The following is a 15,438-nucleotide window of genomic DNA, read 5'->3' on the forward strand; positions in this document are numbered from 1 at the left end:
AATCGAGCGTTAGCGCTTTTGCTTCAAATTTCATTTGCTTTGTAAAAAGCTTGAGCTTAAATTTTTCGGACGAAAATTTCGTGCCAAAATTTTCTCAAAAACATAAATTTATTGAGAAGAATAAAATTTATTAAGTAAAATTTAATAGTAGCCGTGGTATCATTCCCTAAAAATTTTGATAGGGAATTAAAATGAGACAGTACGAAACTTACAGATGCGACAAATGCGGCGCGGAGGTCGAGGTGCAAAAAGTAGGCGGCGGCATGCTTAGCTGCTGCGGCGAGCCGATGAAATGTATCACCGAGGATCTGACGCAGGTAAATTTGATGAAGGCATTCGCAGGCGAGTCTCAAGCACGCAATAAATACGATCTTTACGGCGATTTGGCCAAAGAGGCGGGCTTTCACGCTATTGCGCGACATTTTTACGAGGCTGCCGAAAATGAAAAATGGCACGCCAGAGCCGAGCTAAAGGCGCATCACGCGGCCGCAGGCATTCCGCTTGATAAAATGGATAAAAATCTGCTCGACGCTGCCGCCGGCGAGCGCTACGAGCACGAGAGCATGTATCCGAGCTTCGCTAAAATCGCGACCGAAGAGGGCAAAAAAGAAGTTGCACGCCTTTTTAACGCCATCGGTAAGGTCGAGCAGGAGCACGAGCGCGAATACAACGAGCTTCAAAAGATCCTGCTAGAGGAGGGCTTTTTCGAGAGTTTCGACGAAGAAGTTTGGGTGTGCGAGGTCTGCGGTCACGTTCATCGCGGAAAGAAAGCTCCTGGCGCCTGTCCGCTCTGCAAAGCTCCACGTGAGTATTTTAAAAAACAAAGGCTTGTTTAATTTTGATGCTTGCGGCACGGCGTTTTGTGCGATAGTTTTTGAAGCCGTCGCAAATCTCGTTTATTGTCGCGAGCCGATCGCTTAAATCTTGGCTTAAAATTTTGCGCGAGATTTCGTCTTTTTGCTCCTTTTTGCTGCGGACTCCGTGGCTAGACGAAATCTCGGGCTAAATTTATTTAGCCTAAACTCCTTTTCTTATCCCCCTAAGAAATGAAATCCTGCTCGCAAGAGCGGGATTTCTGTCGTAAAATAAATCTAAAAGTAGGTATGCCGATGATTTTATCTCTTTAAATTTTTAGTATAAATTACTATATGATTCCTGTGCTGTTTACGAAGCAAACTTCGCGTCGGTAAATTTTGCAGCAAACTTTGGTGGCAAATATTTCGCATCTTTAAATTTTAAGGCGCATTCGGTGCGATGAGAACTCGAAAGCAAATCAAACTATAAAATTTCGATGGTTGAAATTTTAAATCAGAAATTCCATCCTTGCGGAATTTGCTGATAAATTTTATATCCGCTACACCATTACCTTTTGCTTATAAAATCCTCGGATGAAATTCCGTATCGTAAAAATTTAAATGAAATTTTGCACTAAATTTATCTGGAATTTTAGGCAAAATTACATGAGAAAACCTAAAAAGTAAATTATTCTATACTCCAAAAGAGTAAAATTTTAGATTCTTTTGCGATCAAGCTCTAAGGCTCACGCGTTAATTTAAAATTTTGCCAAGTTAAATTCTAAAGCTCGCAAGGTAAAATTTTAGGTTTTGTTATGCGAGTATGAAAAACAAATTTTAAGATTTTTCAAAATAAAATTCTAAACCTCTTGTAAAATAAATTCCATAAAAAACGATTTTAAAGCCGCCTCAAAACTAAATTCAAAAAATCTCGCTCAAGCAAGCCTCGCACCGCTGCAAATTTTAAAATTTCACTCCTCGAATTCCTCCGCGACCTTCGCCGCAAGGCGCAGTTTGTCGCTGTCAAAGTGGGTATAGATGCGCGAAGTATTTAGGCTCGCGTGGCCGAGGGCTTCCTGTACGAGCACGAGGTCCTTTTGCTTTTTGTAAAGCATCGTCGCGAAGGTGTGGCGCAGCATGTGGGCGCCGTTTTTTTCCTTGCGTATGCCCGCGCTCATTAAAATTTTCTCCACGATGCCGCTGACGTATGCCTGAGTAAGCGGAGCGCCGTTTTTAGTGACGAAAAGATAGCCCTCTTTGTTTGCAAGATTCGTCTCCAGCGCGTTTAGATGCTCCTCGATCAGGTGGCGTTTGATCATTACGATGCGGTATTTATTGCCCTTGCCGCGGATTCGGACGATGAAAAGATCCCCCTCTGGCGCGATATCTTTACGCTTTAAATTTATCGCTTCGCCCACGCGGATGCCCGTGTAGACGATGATTTTTACGATCAGGCGGTTGCGATGCGCAAAGGAGCGAAACTCGCTTAGATTTATCGCGTCCAAAAACCGCTTCAGCTCCTCCTCGCTCATAAACTCAGGAAGCTTCGTGCCGCGGCTGCCGCTAATGCCGCCCCAGTGCTTAAGCTCGATGCCGAAGTTATGCGAGGTGCCGTCCTGCTCGTTTTGGCGGTCGATGAAGCCGAAAAAATTTATCAGCGCGATGCGGTAGTTTTTTTTGCTCGCATCGCTCAGCCCGCCCGTAATGGAGGCTAAAATTTCGCTCAAAAGCTCCTCGTCGATATTTCTCATGCTTTCAAGGTTATATTCTACGATCGCTTCGTAAAATTTTTTAAGCGGATTAAAATAGGTGTTGATGCCGGTAAGGCCCGCGTTTCGAGCATCTTTTGCGAGCCGCTCGAGTTCATTTATATTCGCTACCTCATGATTTAGCGCCAGGCTTGCGCGGCGAAACAGCGCGTCGTTTTTCAGCTCCTTATTTGATAGCGTGCTTAGCTTGTAGCGCACGAATTTTACGAGCCAAAACAGCAGCGATTTTTCAAAGCTATCCTTATAATCGAGCGGGAATTTCATTTGCTCTCCTCGCTGTCGCCGAAGATCACAAAAGGCAGCATCAGTGTGTTTTTGATGAGATTATACGGCGTTTTTAGCACGTCGGTCGCAACGCCGGTCGAATAGGTGGGCTTTTTCGTCGTGCCGCGAATCTCGATGATCGTGGAGATCGTGTTGTTTTCGCCCAAGATGATATGATTTAACAGCGGAATTTTTGAGATTATCGAGCTTGCGTCTTTGAGGTATTTAAGCTCCAGATCGATATTCAGCGCGCCGCTTTTCATATCCACTTCGCCGTTGCCGGCAATGTCTGCGCTACTGCCGGTAAAGCTCATCGCGTTTATGTAAATTTTATCGCCGCTGCGGCGAAAGTAAATTTTGCCCTTCTGCACGCTAAAGCCGCGATCGTTGAAATCGGGCGTCTTAAACGTAAGCAGCGACGGCACGGAGTTTATAAAGCTAAGCAGCCTTTGATAGATGATGTAGTCCTTCAGATAGGTGTTTTGCACGTTGATCTCGCCCCGGTAGTTGCGCGGATCGATGCCGCTTGCTTTTAGCGTAAAGACCCCTCCGTCGAAGCTCTGCGAGCCTAGGAACTGATTAAGCGCCTCGCCGCTGATGTTTTGCGCAAAAATTTGAAGCAAGCTCTTTTTAAAGATCAACTTCACGTCGCCGCGCTTAAAATTTGCGTTCAGGTTCATATTTTTGCCGTCCAGCACGCCGTTAAAGTGCGTAAATTTCAGCGTCTTATTAAGATCTGATAGCACGATCGCAGAATTTTGCCCGCTGAAATTTATCGGCGAGCGCTCCTTTGTGCCGCTATTAAACTCGCTGGTTTGCACGCTCGTATTGATCGCGACGTCCACGTCTTTTAGCGAGACGAAGTTGCCGCCTTTGTTGATTTTGAGAGAAATTTTACCGCTTCCGCTAGAGCCGTCCAGATCACCTCCGCGCACCCGAAGCGTGAAAGAGTCGTTTTTATAATGGCTTCCGTCTTTGTTTAGCAGACCGAAATCAAAGATAAGATTGTTGCTGCTGATATCCAAATTTGTAAAATCGCTGGTTAAAATTTTAAGATCTCCGCCGCTAATGCCCGCGCTTTTAAGCGTCTTAGAAAAGGGCAAAATTCCGCTAATATCGGGCGAGCTAATCTCGATCCGCTCGCCGAAACTCATCTTTGCGCCCAAAAATTGCGAGCTTAGCACTGGTGCCTTGCCGCTAAAATCAAGGCTCATATTATCTCGCGCGTCACCAAATTTTAAAATTTCTTTGCCGTTCGGGGAGAGATTAAAGCTATGGATTATGCCGTTAAATTTGGCCTTGCGCGTGGCGATGTCGATGTTGCCGCTTGCCGTGGCGTTAAAAATTTCATTTTGTAGATTCGCGTCTTTGATGTCGATCTTTTTTTCTGTGATATGCACCCGCGCGGCTTTGGAGTGAAATTTCGCTTTAGAGATCATCAGATCGGCGTCTTTTAGCGTTACGTTCGCATCCACCTTGGCGCTTTCCTTTTCGACGTCCACGTCTATCAGCACGCGCGCATCGATCCCGCCGCTTAGCGGATATACGGGCTCGTTTATGCCGTAGCTTTGCAAAATATCCACAAGGTCCTTGCCTAAGCTCTCTTTAGTCCGCAGATCCAGATATACGATCGGTCTTTCTTCAAAAAGCCCGCCGATACGCACGCCGCTTCCCTCCAGGCTTTTACCTTTAAATTTAGGCTCGTTCAGCGTAAAGATTAGATAATCGTTTTTGAGCGTGATGTTTGCGTCTTTTACCGTTACGGCTTCGATTTGCGGCTGAAATTTTATCGTAAGATCCTGCGCGTAGGCCGTGGCGCTAACGTTTTCGGCGATCGGGCGCGGATCTTTTAGATCGACTTTGGCATGCAGATTTTCGATGTAGTAGTTTTGCGCGACCGCCTTGCCGTAGATCCACTCATTCGCAAGAGGATTTAGCCCCGTAAGCGCACCCAGCTCATTCATAAAATTTTTCAGGCTAGATGCCGAAGCGCGGTTTATCTCGATATTTAGCTCCGAGCCGATATTGTGCACGTCAAGCTCGCCCGCGATCTCGTGCGAAGCGAAGGTGCCGTTAAAATCATACGTATCGGCTTTGAAATTTGCCCGTGCCGCGCCGTGTAGAGTGAGATTAAAATCATTTAGCTTAAGCTCGATCGGATAGAAGCTCAATCCGTTTGCGCCAGGCGTGATCTTTGAGCTTAGCCTAAAAAACCGCGTATCTGCGTAAAAAACGTCGCTTTTGTATTTTAGTTTCAGGCTTTCACCTTTTATTTTCATATTGTCTACGTCGATCTCTTCAAAAAAGGAGTTGATGAGCGAGATTTTTTTGCTAAATTCTAAAATTTTCTCGCTTTGCGTGCGCAGATCGGTGGAATTTTGCTCTAAATTTTGTGTATTATTTTGCGTAATTTCAAGATTTTTGATGCGCAGCACGAGACTTTTATTTAGCTTGAGATAAAACCCCTCAAGCTTTGCAAAGCCCACGTCCAGCTGTGAAATCGCAATACCGTGCTTTAGGACTACCGCGCAGATTATAAAAAGTATAGTAAGAGTAAGAAAAAATCTAGCTAAAAATTTATACATCATCGTCCCATTAAAAAGCTACACTCAAAACCAAATCGGGCGTGCCGAAAAACTGCGCTTATAATATGAAATTTATTCAAAATTTTGGCTTATTTGCCTATAATTTCAGCTAAATTTTGAAAGGAATGCATGAAATTCTTTATAAAGCTCATCAAAGCGGCGTGCATTTGTATCGAGCTTGCGGCTATCTTTCTTTTGGCCGTGGGCTTTGATCTACACGAGCGCGTCGGCAACGCGAAAACCGTGCAGATAGGCCAGGGCAGCTCAACGAAGATTTTATCGCAACTCTCAAAGAGCTATCCTAAATTTACGAAATTTGACGCGAGACTGCTTTCTTTTTACGGCGGCGCAAAAACCGGCGAGCTGGAGCTTGGCGGCGAAAATTTGCCCAAATATCAATTTTTGTATGAGCTAAGCGTTGCAAAGCCCGTGATGAACGAGATCAAGCTGATCCCGGGAGAAACTACGATCGTGTTTTTAAAACAGCTTGCGAAAGATCGCGGGCTAAGCTTTAGCGAGCTTGAGCGTGAATATAACGCTACGGCGCCGTTTTACGAGGGCTTTCTGGTGCCTGAAACCTATAAAATAGGCAAAAACGAAAGCGAAAAAAATATCATCGACCACCTCGTTTCAACTGCGCAAAAATTCCACGAAGGATTATCGCGCGAGCTTAGCGGCGACTATAACGCCACGGCGTGGAAGCAGGTGCTGATCAAGGCCTCCGTAATTCAAAAAGAGGCCGCAAACGCAGATGAGATGCCCCTTGTAGCCTCCGTCATCGACAACCGCTTAGCCAAAAATATGCGCCTTCAGATGGACGGCACGCTAAATTACGGCGAGTTTTCGCACGTCAAGATCACTCCGCAGCGCATCCGCACCGACACCAGCCACTACAACACCTACCTAAACGACGGACTTCCCAAAGAGCCCGTGTGCGTGGTCTCTCGCGATGCGATACGCGCCGTTTTCGCGCCCGCAAAGAGCGAATACCTCTATTTTATGCGAAATAAAAAAACGGGGCTTCACGATTTTGCGCGCACGCAGGCAGAGCACGAGCGTAACGTAAAGGCGCAAAGGTAAAATTTAAGGTCGCTTCGGCATTAAATTTTAAATGAGGTTTCGTCTTTAAATTTTAAAATTTAAACTCCCGCAGTTATAAAAATGCGGGCTGATATTTAGGAGATAACAATGAAAATAGCGATATTTGGCGCGGGAAACATCGGCGCAGCGGTAGCAAACGATCTTATCGTAAGCGATTCTTTAAGCCAAAAGTTAGATAACATCGCGCTTGTGGATGCGGTAGAGAGGATCGCGAGCGGCAAGGCACTCGATCTTGCCCATACAGCGGCGGTTTACGAGCGAGACCTGCGCATAAGCGGCAGCACGGAGCCCGGCGACATAGCGGACGCAGGCATCGTCGTGATCACGGCGGGGCGCGCAAGAAAGGCGGGGCAGAGCAGGGAGGAGCTGTTTGGCAACAACGCCGCCATCATCGCGCAATGCGCGCGAGATGCCGCGAAATACGCGCCTAACTCTATCATCGTCGTCGTTACCAATCCGCTTGATATGATGGTTTATGCGGCGCTGCAGGCTAGCGGGTTTGCAAAAGAGCGCGTCATCGGCATGGCGGGTGAGCTAGACGGCGCGCGGCTTAAATTTGAACTCGCGCGAGCGAGCGGCAAGGAAATTTCATCGATGAGAAGCGCCATCGTGGGTCCGCATAGCGAAGAGATGATCGCGCTTAAAAACGAGCTGGGATTTGAAATTTCGGATGAAATTTTTGATCGTGCGGTACAAAATACCAAATGCGCTGGCGCGCAGATCGGCGAGCTGCTGGGCACGTCGGCGTATTTGGCGCCCGCTGCTGGGATCGTAAAGATCATAAAATACATTCTTCTTGACACCTGCGGCACGCTCGCCTGCTGCGTCGCGGATAGATCGGGAGTGCCTTTGGGACGCTTCGCAAGCGTCGGCAAAATGGGCGCGATAGAGAGAAATTTTGCCTACTCGGGCGAGTTTTATGAGCAGCTTGAGCGGATGCGTGAGCGGATAGCGGAGCTGAAGTTTTAGTGGATATAGAGCGAATTGGGCGCGACGCGGAAGCGGGATTCGTAGATTTAAAATTTCAAAGCGCAGGATTCTTGTGATAGAATTTTCTGGCGTGAAATTTCACTTTGGCAAGAAATTTAAGCTCGTGGAATTTTGCAGCGTAAAATTTCATTCACCGTGGAATTTTAAAATTTGCGCAATTTTGCCCGTCGTAAAATTTCATAGATTAAAATTTTACTTTGGCGCAGAATTTTGCGTGACGTAAAATTTTTAAACGCCACAAAATTTTAAAATTTAAACTCTGTAAAATTTAAAAACGAGAGGACTTTAATGCGATCAAAGCAGGCTTGCGCCGCAAAATTTCAAATTTTAAATCGCGAGGCGAGATTTAGTGCGGATTTTGATAAATTAAGGAGAAAATATGAGCGAAAATGAGAGCCAGCGCGCCGTCTGGACGGATGAGAGCCGTTGTAAGGCGTGCAACATCTGCGTAAGCGTCTGTCCTAGCGGCGCGATCGCGATGAGACAGGACGAGGGCGCCGTGCAAGGCATGATGATCGACGTGGTGGATGAGGGCGCCTGTATCGGCTGTAGGGAGTGCGAGTTGCACTGCCCTGATTTTGCGATTTTCGTTGCGCCCAAAGGCTTTAAATTCGCTCGTCTAAGCTCGCAGGCTAGAGAGATGGCTGAAAAAATCAAAAACAATAATTTTATGAAACCCAAGGACGCATAATGAGAGAGGTAATTTCCACAGGCAACGCCTTAATTGCGCGTGCGGCGATTGATTGCGGCTGTAATTTTTTCGGCGGCTATCCGATCACGCCGAGCAGCGAGATCGCGCACGAGATGAGTCGCTTGCTACCTAAGGTCGGAGGCAAATTTATCCAGATGGAGGATGAAATTTCGGGCATTTCTGTAGCTTTAGGCGCGTCGATGAGCGGTGCAAAGGCGATGACGGCAAGCTCCGGTCCTGGAATTTCGCTAAAATCAGAGCAGATTGGACTTGGCTTCATCGCTGAAATTCCGCTTTTAATCGTAAATGTTATGCGCGGAGGTCCTAGCACCGGGCTTCCTACGCGAGTGGCGCAGGGTGATATTTTGCAAGCTCACAACCCCACTCACGGCGATTTTCAAAGCATCGCGCTGTGTCCGGGCTCGCTAAAGGAGGCTTACACGCAGACTGTGCGCGCCTTCAATCTAGCCGAGCGGTTCATGACGCCGGTATTTTTGCTGCTTGATGAGACGCTTGGGCATATGCAGGCTAAGGCAGTGCTGCCTGAAATTTCGGATCTAAAAATCGAGCGCAGGGCGGAATTTAAAGGTAGTCCGAAAGATTATGAGCCCTACGATACTGCGCCCGATAAGCCTGCGGTGCTAAATCCTTTTTTTAGGGGATACCACTATCACATAACGGGGCTTCATCACGGCGCGAAGGGCTTTCCGACCGAAAATGAGCAGATCGTAGATCGCTCTATAAAAAGGCTTTTTAATAAAATTTCGGCACATGAAGATGAGATCGTGCAATATGAGGAATTTATGCTAGATGACGCCAAAATCTGCATCATCGCCTACGGCAGCGTTAGCTTAGCAGCAAAAGACGCGATTTTAAAGCTACGGGGGCAAGGCGTGCGTGTGGGACTTTTTCGCCCGATTACGCTATGGCCAAGCCCAGCGCGCAAGCTAAGGGAGCTAGGGGAGAGATTTAATAAAATTTTGATCGCCGAGCTAAATTTAGGGCAGTATCTGCTAGAGGTGCAGCGCGCTTGTTTGAGGGATGATTTTAAGACGCTTCTTAAGGCAAACGGCAGACCGATCAGCCCTAGCGAGATTATCGAGAAAGTAAAGGAGCTTTAAATGGCGTTTGATTACGATAAATATCTAAGGACGGACAAGATGCCTACACTTTGGTGCTGGGGCTGCGGCGACGGAGTGATCTTAAAAGCGATTATCCGCGCAATTGACCGCGTAGGCTGGAGTATGGACGATGTATGCGTGGTAAGCGGTATCGGCTGTAGCGGCAGGATGTCGAGTTACATAGACTGCAATACCGTCCATACGACGCACGGGCGTGCGATAGCTTATGCTACGGGTATCAAGCTCGCAAATCCGGGTAAGCACGTCATAGTAGTCACTGGCGATGGCGATGGGCTTGCGATAGGGGGCAATCACACGATCCATGGATGCCGCCGCAATATCGATCTAAATCATATCTTAGTAAATAATTTCATCTACGGGCTTACAAACTCGCAGACGAGTCCTACGACGCCGCGTGGGTTTTGGACGGTTACGGCGCAATACGGCAATGTCGATCCCGGCTTTGATGCGGCGAAACTTGCAATCGCTGCCGGAGCAACTTTTGTCGGACGCGAAAGCGTGACAAATCCTGAAAAAATCGAGCGACTTTTGGCTAAGGGCTTTGAGCACGATGGTTATAGTTTTTTTGATATTTTTAGCAACTGCCACGTAAATTTGGGTCGTAAAAATAAAATGAGCGAGGCAGTGCAAATGCTAAAGTGGCTTGATTCGCGCACGATTTCCAAGGCTAAATTTGACGCTCTTAGCAAGGATGAGCGAGCGGGGCTATTTCCGATTGGAGTTTTACATGAAGATAATGAGCACACCGAATACACAAAGGCGTATCAAAAGGTGATAGACGCGGCACAAAGCGGCGAAGCAATAAATTTTGAAGGACTAAGATGAATCAATTAAGATTTGTGGGAGTGGGCGGTCAAGGCGTAATCTTGGCAGGTGAAATTCTAGCTGCGGCAAAGATCGCGCACGGCGGCTATGGAATCAAGGCATCTACGTATACCTCTCAGGTACGTGGCGGACCTACAAAAGTGGATATTATCTTAAGCGATGAAGAAATTCTATATCCTTACGCAAGTGATGGCGAGATCGATTTCATGCTTGCAACAGCGCAGAGTAGCTATGATGCTTTCAAAAACGGCGTGAAAAAAGGCGGCGTGATCGTAATCGAGCCGAATTTAGTAGCGCCGAGCGATGAGGATAGGGCAAGCTTTAAAATTTATGAAATTCCAATCATCACCATCGCAAAATACGAAGTCGGAAATGTCATCACTCAAAGTGTCGTGGCTCTAGCGATCGCAGTAGAGCTTAGCCGCTGCATGGACGCAGGGCTCGTAAAAGAGCAAATGCTCCGCTCTGTGCCCGAAAAGACCCGCACGCTAAATGAAAAGGCGTATGATTTGGGGATGAAATACGCAAGAGAGGTTTTTGAGACGGAGTAAAATTTTATGGTGGCGAAACGATAGAAGTGGGCGGTACATTCTTAGCGGCTTTATTCTTGCTTTTTTGCGAAGTGCATCGGCCATAGGATGAAATTTTATCGCGTTGTTAAAATTTTTATTTTGGTACAAGTATACTTGCCGCTTTTCTTAAAGGATTGCACTCGCTATCGCTTAAGCAAATTTCTAATTGTTCCTTTATCTTGCAAGAAAAATCCTTCTTGCCGCTGTTTTTTCCATAACAGACCTTATCAAAGTATCCGATAGCTCTATGTATATTTCCGCCGTAAAATATTTCATTCCCTGCTAGCAAAAAGCAATAATACATCATATCCGCCTCGCAAGCTTTCTTTAATGCTGAAACGGAATCTTTATATCTACCCATTGTAACCAAAAGCACCGCGCCGAGCGATCCGCAGCTTTCGTAATCTCCGCTATCGCACTTCTTGGATAAAATTTCGACTAGCTTTGTGCATGCGCTATATTTTCCATCGCCGTTATCGCACTCTAAATTTAGCTCTTTTTCCTCCCAAGTTTTGAAAAGGCTCGAATCCATGGGTCTTGCCATACTAGAGCATATTGAAAATATTAAAGCTAGAATTATAAATTTAATTTTCTGCATTTTCTCTCCTATTTAAAATTTTGATATATAAAGCGGCTTTTTAAACAACATCATCTTACGCTTTTTAACAAAATTCTTGCTTTTTTTATAGGATTGCACTCGCTGTCATTTAGGCACTTTTCCAATTCCTCTTTTATCTTGCACGCTTCGTTTTTAAACAGGCTATTTGCTGCTTCACATGTCTTACCAAGATATTTAATTACCAAATTTACATCTCCGCCATAGTGTATTTCGGTCGCACTTAGCATATAGCAGTAGGTTACTACGCCGGCCTCACAAGCTTTTTTATAAGCGGAGGCGGAGTCTTCATATCTATTGGAGTCGAAAAGCGCTATGCCGAGCGATCCACAGCTTTCATAATCTCCGCTATCGCACTTATTAGATAAAATTTCGACGAGTTTCGTGCATGCGCTGTATTTTCCATTGCCGCTATCGCAAGAGATCGCTAAATCTTTTTCCTCTTTGGTTTTTAATAAATAATCCAAGCCTTCCGCTGCCGCAGCAGGGATCGCTGCAAATGCCGCTATAAACGCGAGTAGCCAAATTTTAAGATAGAATTTTTTCATCGCCGCCTTCTATTTTTAAGCGGCGATTATATATTAAAATATTTTAGCGGGCTCTTAAAATTTTGTAGAGTTAAAATTTCGATCGCTCGCTAAATTTAGCGGTGCTATTTTTGTAAGCCGCGCTGCTTCGGGATTTAAAACACCGCTTTTAAAATTTTAAACGTCGCGATGAAATTCAAAGCGTCGCTTTAAAATTTAAAACATCGCTCTTAAATTTTAAAATTTCACCGCAAGCTTTGGGCGGCTTTAAATTTAATATACCGAGTTCTGTTAGCATCCCGAGTTCGGCTGCACCCGCGTTTCGCTGCCCGTGTGGATCAGCAGAGCCTTGCCGCGTCTAAATCTGCATGGCGGATCGGCTTGCACGGATGAGTATTCCTTGCCGTTTAGCTTATAGATGATATTTGAGCCTTGCACCGTCTTTTGGGAGTTTTGGATCGCATCTCCGGCGACTGCGCCCACTACCGCGCCGCCCACGAGCCCCACCGTCTCAGCTAAGCGCCTGCCGCTGCTATGTTTGCCGAGCTTATGCCCGATGACCGCACCCGTAGTTCCACCCGCGACGCCACCTAAAATTTTACCCGTATTGCCCTCGGAGCGCTCTACGTTGATTTTGGCGGGCAGGACATCGACGATCTCGATCCGATCGCTTTGCCTCATGTGGTTCGTCTCGCTCGCGTCATAAACATCTCCGCCGTATCGATCCTGCGGGGTCGCGCAGCCACAAAGTGCGATAGCTGCGATCAAACATAATGTAAAATTCTTCATGTTTTCTCCTTTGTAATGAGCTACGGGCGGCATTATACTATGGATTTTTATACGAGCGGTTAAGCGGCGGCGTTAAAATTTACCGGCTCGCTGCCGCTTAAAATTAGCTGGATACAAGGCATTGTGCCGTATCTGGGCGCCTTATAAAATTTTTATTTCACTCAAAATTTATCTTATTTTGTTAGAATCATTCTTATTTTAAAGGAGAGAAGATGAAAAAACTATTAGTTTACGCCACCAAAGGCGGCGATACGAAGGTCGTGAGCGAATACATCGCTTCAAAGCTCGGCTTTGAGATAAAGGAGGCCAAAGAGCTAAATGAGGGGGATTTGGCGGGAGCCGGCGCGTTTATTTTTGCGGCTTCGACGCACGGCGACGGACAGATCCAGGCCAAATTTGACGACAAATTGGAGCTTTTAAACAAAACTGATTTTGACGGACGCAAGGTCGCGCTCATAGGCGTTGGCAACGTCGAGCGCCACGGCAGCGATTTTTGCAGCGGCATGAGCGCGTTTTTACCGGTGCTTAAAAAAGCTGATATCATCGGCGCTTGGGGTGCAGAGGGCTATAAATTTAAACATTCGCGCGCCTTTATAAACGGCAAATTCGTGGGTCTTACGATCGATTTTAAGGGTGACGAGCACTGGCAGGCAAGGGCCGATAAGTGGATCGCCGCGGTTAAAGGCGAGTTTTAAATATTTCAGCTTTTGCGTGACCGACCGAGCTTTGGGCTCATCGAGCCTAAAGCTCGCTAAATTTCCCCATTAAATTTCACGCTCCGCTTGAAAGCGGAGCCCTCTTAAATTTTACTCGCCACGCCGTTAGAATTTTCGTCGCATCCAAGCGTCGCCAGCTAATGCTGCGTAAAATTTTATCGCTAGCGGAGGCTGTAAATTCCAACTCGTCGCGCCGCAGGTAGCTATAGGTGTCGCGATAAAATTTAGTTCGCGGCAACTTGCGTACTATTCGTGCAATAAACGATGAATTCCGCCCGCAGTGCTAGTGCGGTGCCCGCGCATTAAAATTCCAATCTCATATTAAAATCTTGCTTTCGCGACAAAATTCCGCCCGCAGTACTAGCGCGGCACCCGCACGTTAAAATTCCACGCTCCGCTTCCGAGCGGAGCCTCCTTGTTAAAATTTTAAAATTTTAGCTCAGAAAGTCGCTGTGTTTTACAAGCCGTGCCGCTTAAAATCGCGCGGATAGGCTAAATTTTATCCTCCCAAGCTCAAAATCTAGCCCGCTCGTGACGGTCAATTCATGCGGCAAATTTAATGCGATCGATTTATAAAATCACCGCCCGAGCCTCAAATATCAGCGCCGCATTAGAAAAGTTATTTTATAATAACCGCATATCAAAATTTAAGGCGATCTATGAAAAGGCTTCTATTTTTCGTCGTTTTTGCGCTGGCCGCTCTCGCCGCGGCGATCTACTTCAATCTCGATAGGCGCGAAGAAGTCGCGCACAAGGCCTACGGCATCATCGACATCAGGCAGAGCTCGCTTAGCTTCGAGCGCAGCGGCCGCATAAGCGCGCTTTACCGCGACGAGGGCGATTTCGTGCAGGCTGGCGACGTCTTGGCGACTCTGGATACGGCGGATCTGAGCTATCAAAGGCGTATTCAGATCGCGAGGTGCGAAGGGCTTAAATTTAACTTGCAAAAGCTGCAAAGCGGCTTTCGTAGCGAGGAGATCGAGATGGCAGCGGCGAACGTAAGCGCGCTACAAAACGCCCTACAGCTCGCTACTTTGACGAACGAGCGCCTCAAGAGCCTAGGCAAAAGCAACTCCGCGTCCAAACAGCAGATCGACGAGGCGTTTTACTCGATGAAGCGCACGCAAGCCCAGCTGCAAAGCGCCCAGGCCAATCTACGCCAGCTTCAAAGCGGCTACCGCGGTGAGGATGTCGGCGCCGCCCGCGCAAATTTGGCAAGCTGCGAGGAAAATCTGAAATATCTGAATTACCAAATCGAGACGCAAAGCGTGCTAAAAGCGCCCTTTAGCGGGCAGATTAGAGCGCGCCTTAAGGAGCTTGGCGACATCAGCATACCCAGCGTGGGCGTTTTTGAGCTCAGCGAAGTAAAAAACAAGCGCGCGAAATTTTATCTAAGCGAAAATCAGCTCCGCTTCCTGCGCGCCGGACAGAGCGTACGGATCATCGCCGCGGACGGCTCTAGCTCGAGCGCAAAGATCGCCTACGTGAGCCAAACCGCGATGTACACGCCCCGCACGGTACAGACCGAGGAGCTGCGCGCCGATCTCGTGTGGGAGGCGCGCGCCGATTTCAGCGACGAGGACGGCAGCTTTCGCCTAGGACAGCCGATCAGCGTGGAATTTTAACGGGCGAGCAGCGCACGCGAAATTTTAATGCACGAGTGTAATTTTAGTGCGCGGGCGGAACTTCGGATACTGCGGGCGAAATTTGGATAGCCAAGCTCGCTGCCCGGCAAAATTTTACGCAATGTCGCGCGAATCGTGCATAAGGCGTGAGTTTGATGAAATTTTAAAAGCGCACTTCGAGGTAGAATTTAAACGGCGCCTGTTCGGCAGGGCAGGGCGATAAATTTTTGCTGCGCCTAAAATACATCGTCTCGGCGGCGATAAAATGCTGCGCGCTTATAACGAAGCCGTACAAAGGCGGCGTAAAATTTATCGCGCAGGTTTTGCGCGAGCCGGCGGGGCTTTGGATAAAAGATCGGAATTTTGCAGCGCGGCGAGTAAAATTTTGGCGAAATTTTGGCGCAAAGCAGCGCGGGTAAAATTTTAAAATTT

General features: G+C 47.1%; 16 protein-coding genes. 11 read left to right on the forward strand and 5 right to left on the reverse strand.

Annotated elements, in window-relative coordinates:
- The first annotated feature begins 191 nt into the window (after nt 1-191).
- Nucleotides 192-836, forward strand: coding sequence for a ferritin family protein (locus tag KH703_RS01320; protein ID WP_304293456.1), 645 nt, complete (start codon nt 192-194; stop codon nt 834-836).
- A 929-nt stretch (nt 837-1,765) separates the two neighbouring features.
- Here KH703_RS01320 and KH703_RS01325 read toward each other — a convergent pair.
- Nucleotides 1,766-2,827 (reverse strand): tyrosine-type recombinase/integrase, encoded by a 1,062-nt coding sequence (locus KH703_RS01325; RefSeq protein WP_304293458.1) that lies wholly within the window; start codon nt 2,825-2,827, stop codon nt 1,766-1,768.
- Nucleotides 2,824-5,412 (reverse strand): AsmA-like C-terminal domain-containing protein, encoded by a 2,589-nt coding sequence (locus KH703_RS01330; RefSeq protein WP_304293460.1) that lies wholly within the window; start codon nt 5,410-5,412, stop codon nt 2,824-2,826. Before KH703_RS01330 ends, KH703_RS01325 begins: the two co-directional genes overlap by 4 nt.
- 129 nt (nt 5,413-5,541) lie before the next feature.
- Between KH703_RS01330 and mltG the strand changes: the two genes are divergently transcribed.
- The 7 genes from mltG (at nt 5,542) to KH703_RS01365 (ending at nt 10,712) form a co-directional block, all read left to right on the forward strand.
- Nucleotides 5,542-6,492, forward strand: coding sequence for an endolytic transglycosylase MltG (mltG, locus tag KH703_RS01335; RefSeq protein ID WP_304293462.1), 951 nt, complete (start codon nt 5,542-5,544; stop codon nt 6,490-6,492).
- A gap of 108 nt (nt 6,493-6,600) precedes the next feature.
- On the forward strand, nt 6,601-7,482 hold the full coding sequence (locus tag KH703_RS01340) for a malate dehydrogenase (RefSeq protein WP_304293464.1): 882 nt from the start codon (nt 6,601-6,603) through the stop codon (nt 7,480-7,482).
- A 73-nt stretch (nt 7,483-7,555) separates the two neighbouring features.
- On the forward strand, nt 7,556-7,726 hold the full coding sequence (locus KH703_RS01345; RefSeq protein WP_304293465.1) for a hypothetical protein: 171 nt from the start codon (nt 7,556-7,558) through the stop codon (nt 7,724-7,726).
- 156 nt (nt 7,727-7,882) lie between these two features.
- Complete coding sequence (locus KH703_RS01350; RefSeq protein ID WP_177388316.1) at nt 7,883-8,194, forward strand: 4Fe-4S binding protein; 312 nt, start codon at nt 7,883-7,885, stop codon at nt 8,192-8,194.
- Nucleotides 8,194-9,315 (forward strand): 2-oxoglutarate synthase subunit alpha, encoded by a 1,122-nt coding sequence (locus KH703_RS01355; RefSeq protein ID WP_304293467.1) that lies wholly within the window; start codon nt 8,194-8,196, stop codon nt 9,313-9,315. Before KH703_RS01350 ends, KH703_RS01355 begins: the two co-directional genes overlap by 1 nt.
- On the forward strand, nt 9,316-10,161 hold the full coding sequence (locus KH703_RS01360; RefSeq protein ID WP_304293470.1) for a 2-oxoglutarate ferredoxin oxidoreductase subunit beta: 846 nt from the start codon (nt 9,316-9,318) through the stop codon (nt 10,159-10,161).
- Complete coding sequence (locus KH703_RS01365) at nt 10,158-10,712, forward strand: 2-oxoacid:acceptor oxidoreductase family protein (RefSeq protein WP_304293471.1); 555 nt, start codon at nt 10,158-10,160, stop codon at nt 10,710-10,712. The genes KH703_RS01360 and KH703_RS01365 overlap by 4 nt, the downstream gene beginning before the upstream one ends.
- Before the next feature lie 115 nt (nt 10,713-10,827).
- On the opposite strand, the gene KH703_RS01370 is transcribed toward KH703_RS01365, so the two are convergent.
- The 3 genes from KH703_RS01370 to KH703_RS01380 all read right to left on the reverse strand — a co-directional run bounded on the left by KH703_RS01370 (nt 10,828) and on the right by KH703_RS01380 (nt 12,665).
- Nucleotides 10,828-11,277, reverse strand: coding sequence for a hypothetical protein (locus KH703_RS01370; protein WP_304293473.1), 450 nt, complete (start codon nt 11,275-11,277; stop codon nt 10,828-10,830).
- Between the two features lie 104 nt (nt 11,278-11,381).
- A complete protein-coding gene (locus tag KH703_RS01375) occupies nt 11,382-11,897 on the reverse strand; it encodes a hypothetical protein (protein ID WP_304293475.1) in 516 nt (171 codons plus the stop codon).
- Nucleotides 11,898-12,167: 270 nt separating this feature from the next.
- Nucleotides 12,168-12,665 (reverse strand): hypothetical protein, encoded by a 498-nt coding sequence (locus KH703_RS01380; protein WP_304293476.1) that lies wholly within the window; start codon nt 12,663-12,665, stop codon nt 12,168-12,170.
- Nucleotides 12,666-12,877: 212 nt separating this feature from the next.
- On the opposite strand from KH703_RS01380, the gene KH703_RS01385 reads away from it, so the two are divergent.
- The 3 genes from KH703_RS01385 (at nt 12,878) to KH703_RS01395 (ending at nt 15,425) form a co-directional block, all read left to right on the forward strand.
- Nucleotides 12,878-13,360, forward strand: coding sequence for a flavodoxin domain-containing protein (locus tag KH703_RS01385; protein WP_304293477.1), 483 nt, complete (start codon nt 12,878-12,880; stop codon nt 13,358-13,360).
- 680 nt (nt 13,361-14,040) lie between these two features.
- Entirely contained in the window at nt 14,041-15,006 is a 966-nt protein-coding gene (locus tag KH703_RS01390) for an HlyD family efflux transporter periplasmic adaptor subunit (RefSeq protein ID WP_304293479.1), read from the forward strand.
- A 227-nt stretch (nt 15,007-15,233) separates the two neighbouring features.
- Complete coding sequence (locus tag KH703_RS01395) at nt 15,234-15,425, forward strand: hypothetical protein (protein WP_304293481.1); 192 nt, start codon at nt 15,234-15,236, stop codon at nt 15,423-15,425.
- Nucleotides 15,426-15,438: the final 13 nt, after the last annotated feature.

This window comes from Campylobacter gracilis, assembly GCF_018374135.1.
Taxonomy (GTDB): domain Bacteria; phylum Campylobacterota; class Campylobacteria; order Campylobacterales; family Campylobacteraceae; genus Campylobacter_B; species Campylobacter_B gracilis_A.

Bases quoted from the DNA above. Each gene is read 5' to 3' on its own strand.
- KH703_RS01320 (WP_304293456.1), top strand. From the start codon at position 192: ATGAGACAGTACGAAACTTACAGATGCGACAAATGCGGCGCGGAGGTC.
- KH703_RS01325 (WP_304293458.1), bottom strand. From the start codon at position 2,827: ATGAAATTCCCGCTCGATTATAAGGATAGCTTTGAAAAATCGCTGCTG.
- KH703_RS01330 (WP_304293460.1), bottom strand. From the start codon at position 5,412: ATGTATAAATTTTTAGCTAGATTTTTTCTTACTCTTACTATACTTTTT.
- mltG (WP_304293462.1), top strand. From the start codon at position 5,542: ATGAAATTCTTTATAAAGCTCATCAAAGCGGCGTGCATTTGTATCGAG.
- KH703_RS01340 (WP_304293464.1), top strand. From the start codon at position 6,601: ATGAAAATAGCGATATTTGGCGCGGGAAACATCGGCGCAGCGGTAGCA.
- KH703_RS01350 (WP_177388316.1), top strand. From the start codon at position 7,883: ATGAGCGAAAATGAGAGCCAGCGCGCCGTCTGGACGGATGAGAGCCGT.
- KH703_RS01355 (WP_304293467.1), top strand. From the start codon at position 8,194: ATGAGAGAGGTAATTTCCACAGGCAACGCCTTAATTGCGCGTGCGGCG.
- KH703_RS01360 (WP_304293470.1), top strand. From the start codon at position 9,316: ATGGCGTTTGATTACGATAAATATCTAAGGACGGACAAGATGCCTACA.
- KH703_RS01365 (WP_304293471.1), top strand. From the start codon at position 10,158: ATGAATCAATTAAGATTTGTGGGAGTGGGCGGTCAAGGCGTAATCTTG.
- KH703_RS01370 (WP_304293473.1), bottom strand. From the start codon at position 11,277: ATGGCAAGACCCATGGATTCGAGCCTTTTCAAAACTTGGGAGGAAAAA.
- KH703_RS01375 (WP_304293475.1), bottom strand. From the start codon at position 11,897: ATGAAAAAATTCTATCTTAAAATTTGGCTACTCGCGTTTATAGCGGCA.
- KH703_RS01380 (WP_304293476.1), bottom strand. From the start codon at position 12,665: ATGAAGAATTTTACATTATGTTTGATCGCAGCTATCGCACTTTGTGGC.
- KH703_RS01385 (WP_304293477.1), top strand. From the start codon at position 12,878: ATGAAAAAACTATTAGTTTACGCCACCAAAGGCGGCGATACGAAGGTC.
- KH703_RS01390 (WP_304293479.1), top strand. From the start codon at position 14,041: ATGAAAAGGCTTCTATTTTTCGTCGTTTTTGCGCTGGCCGCTCTCGCC.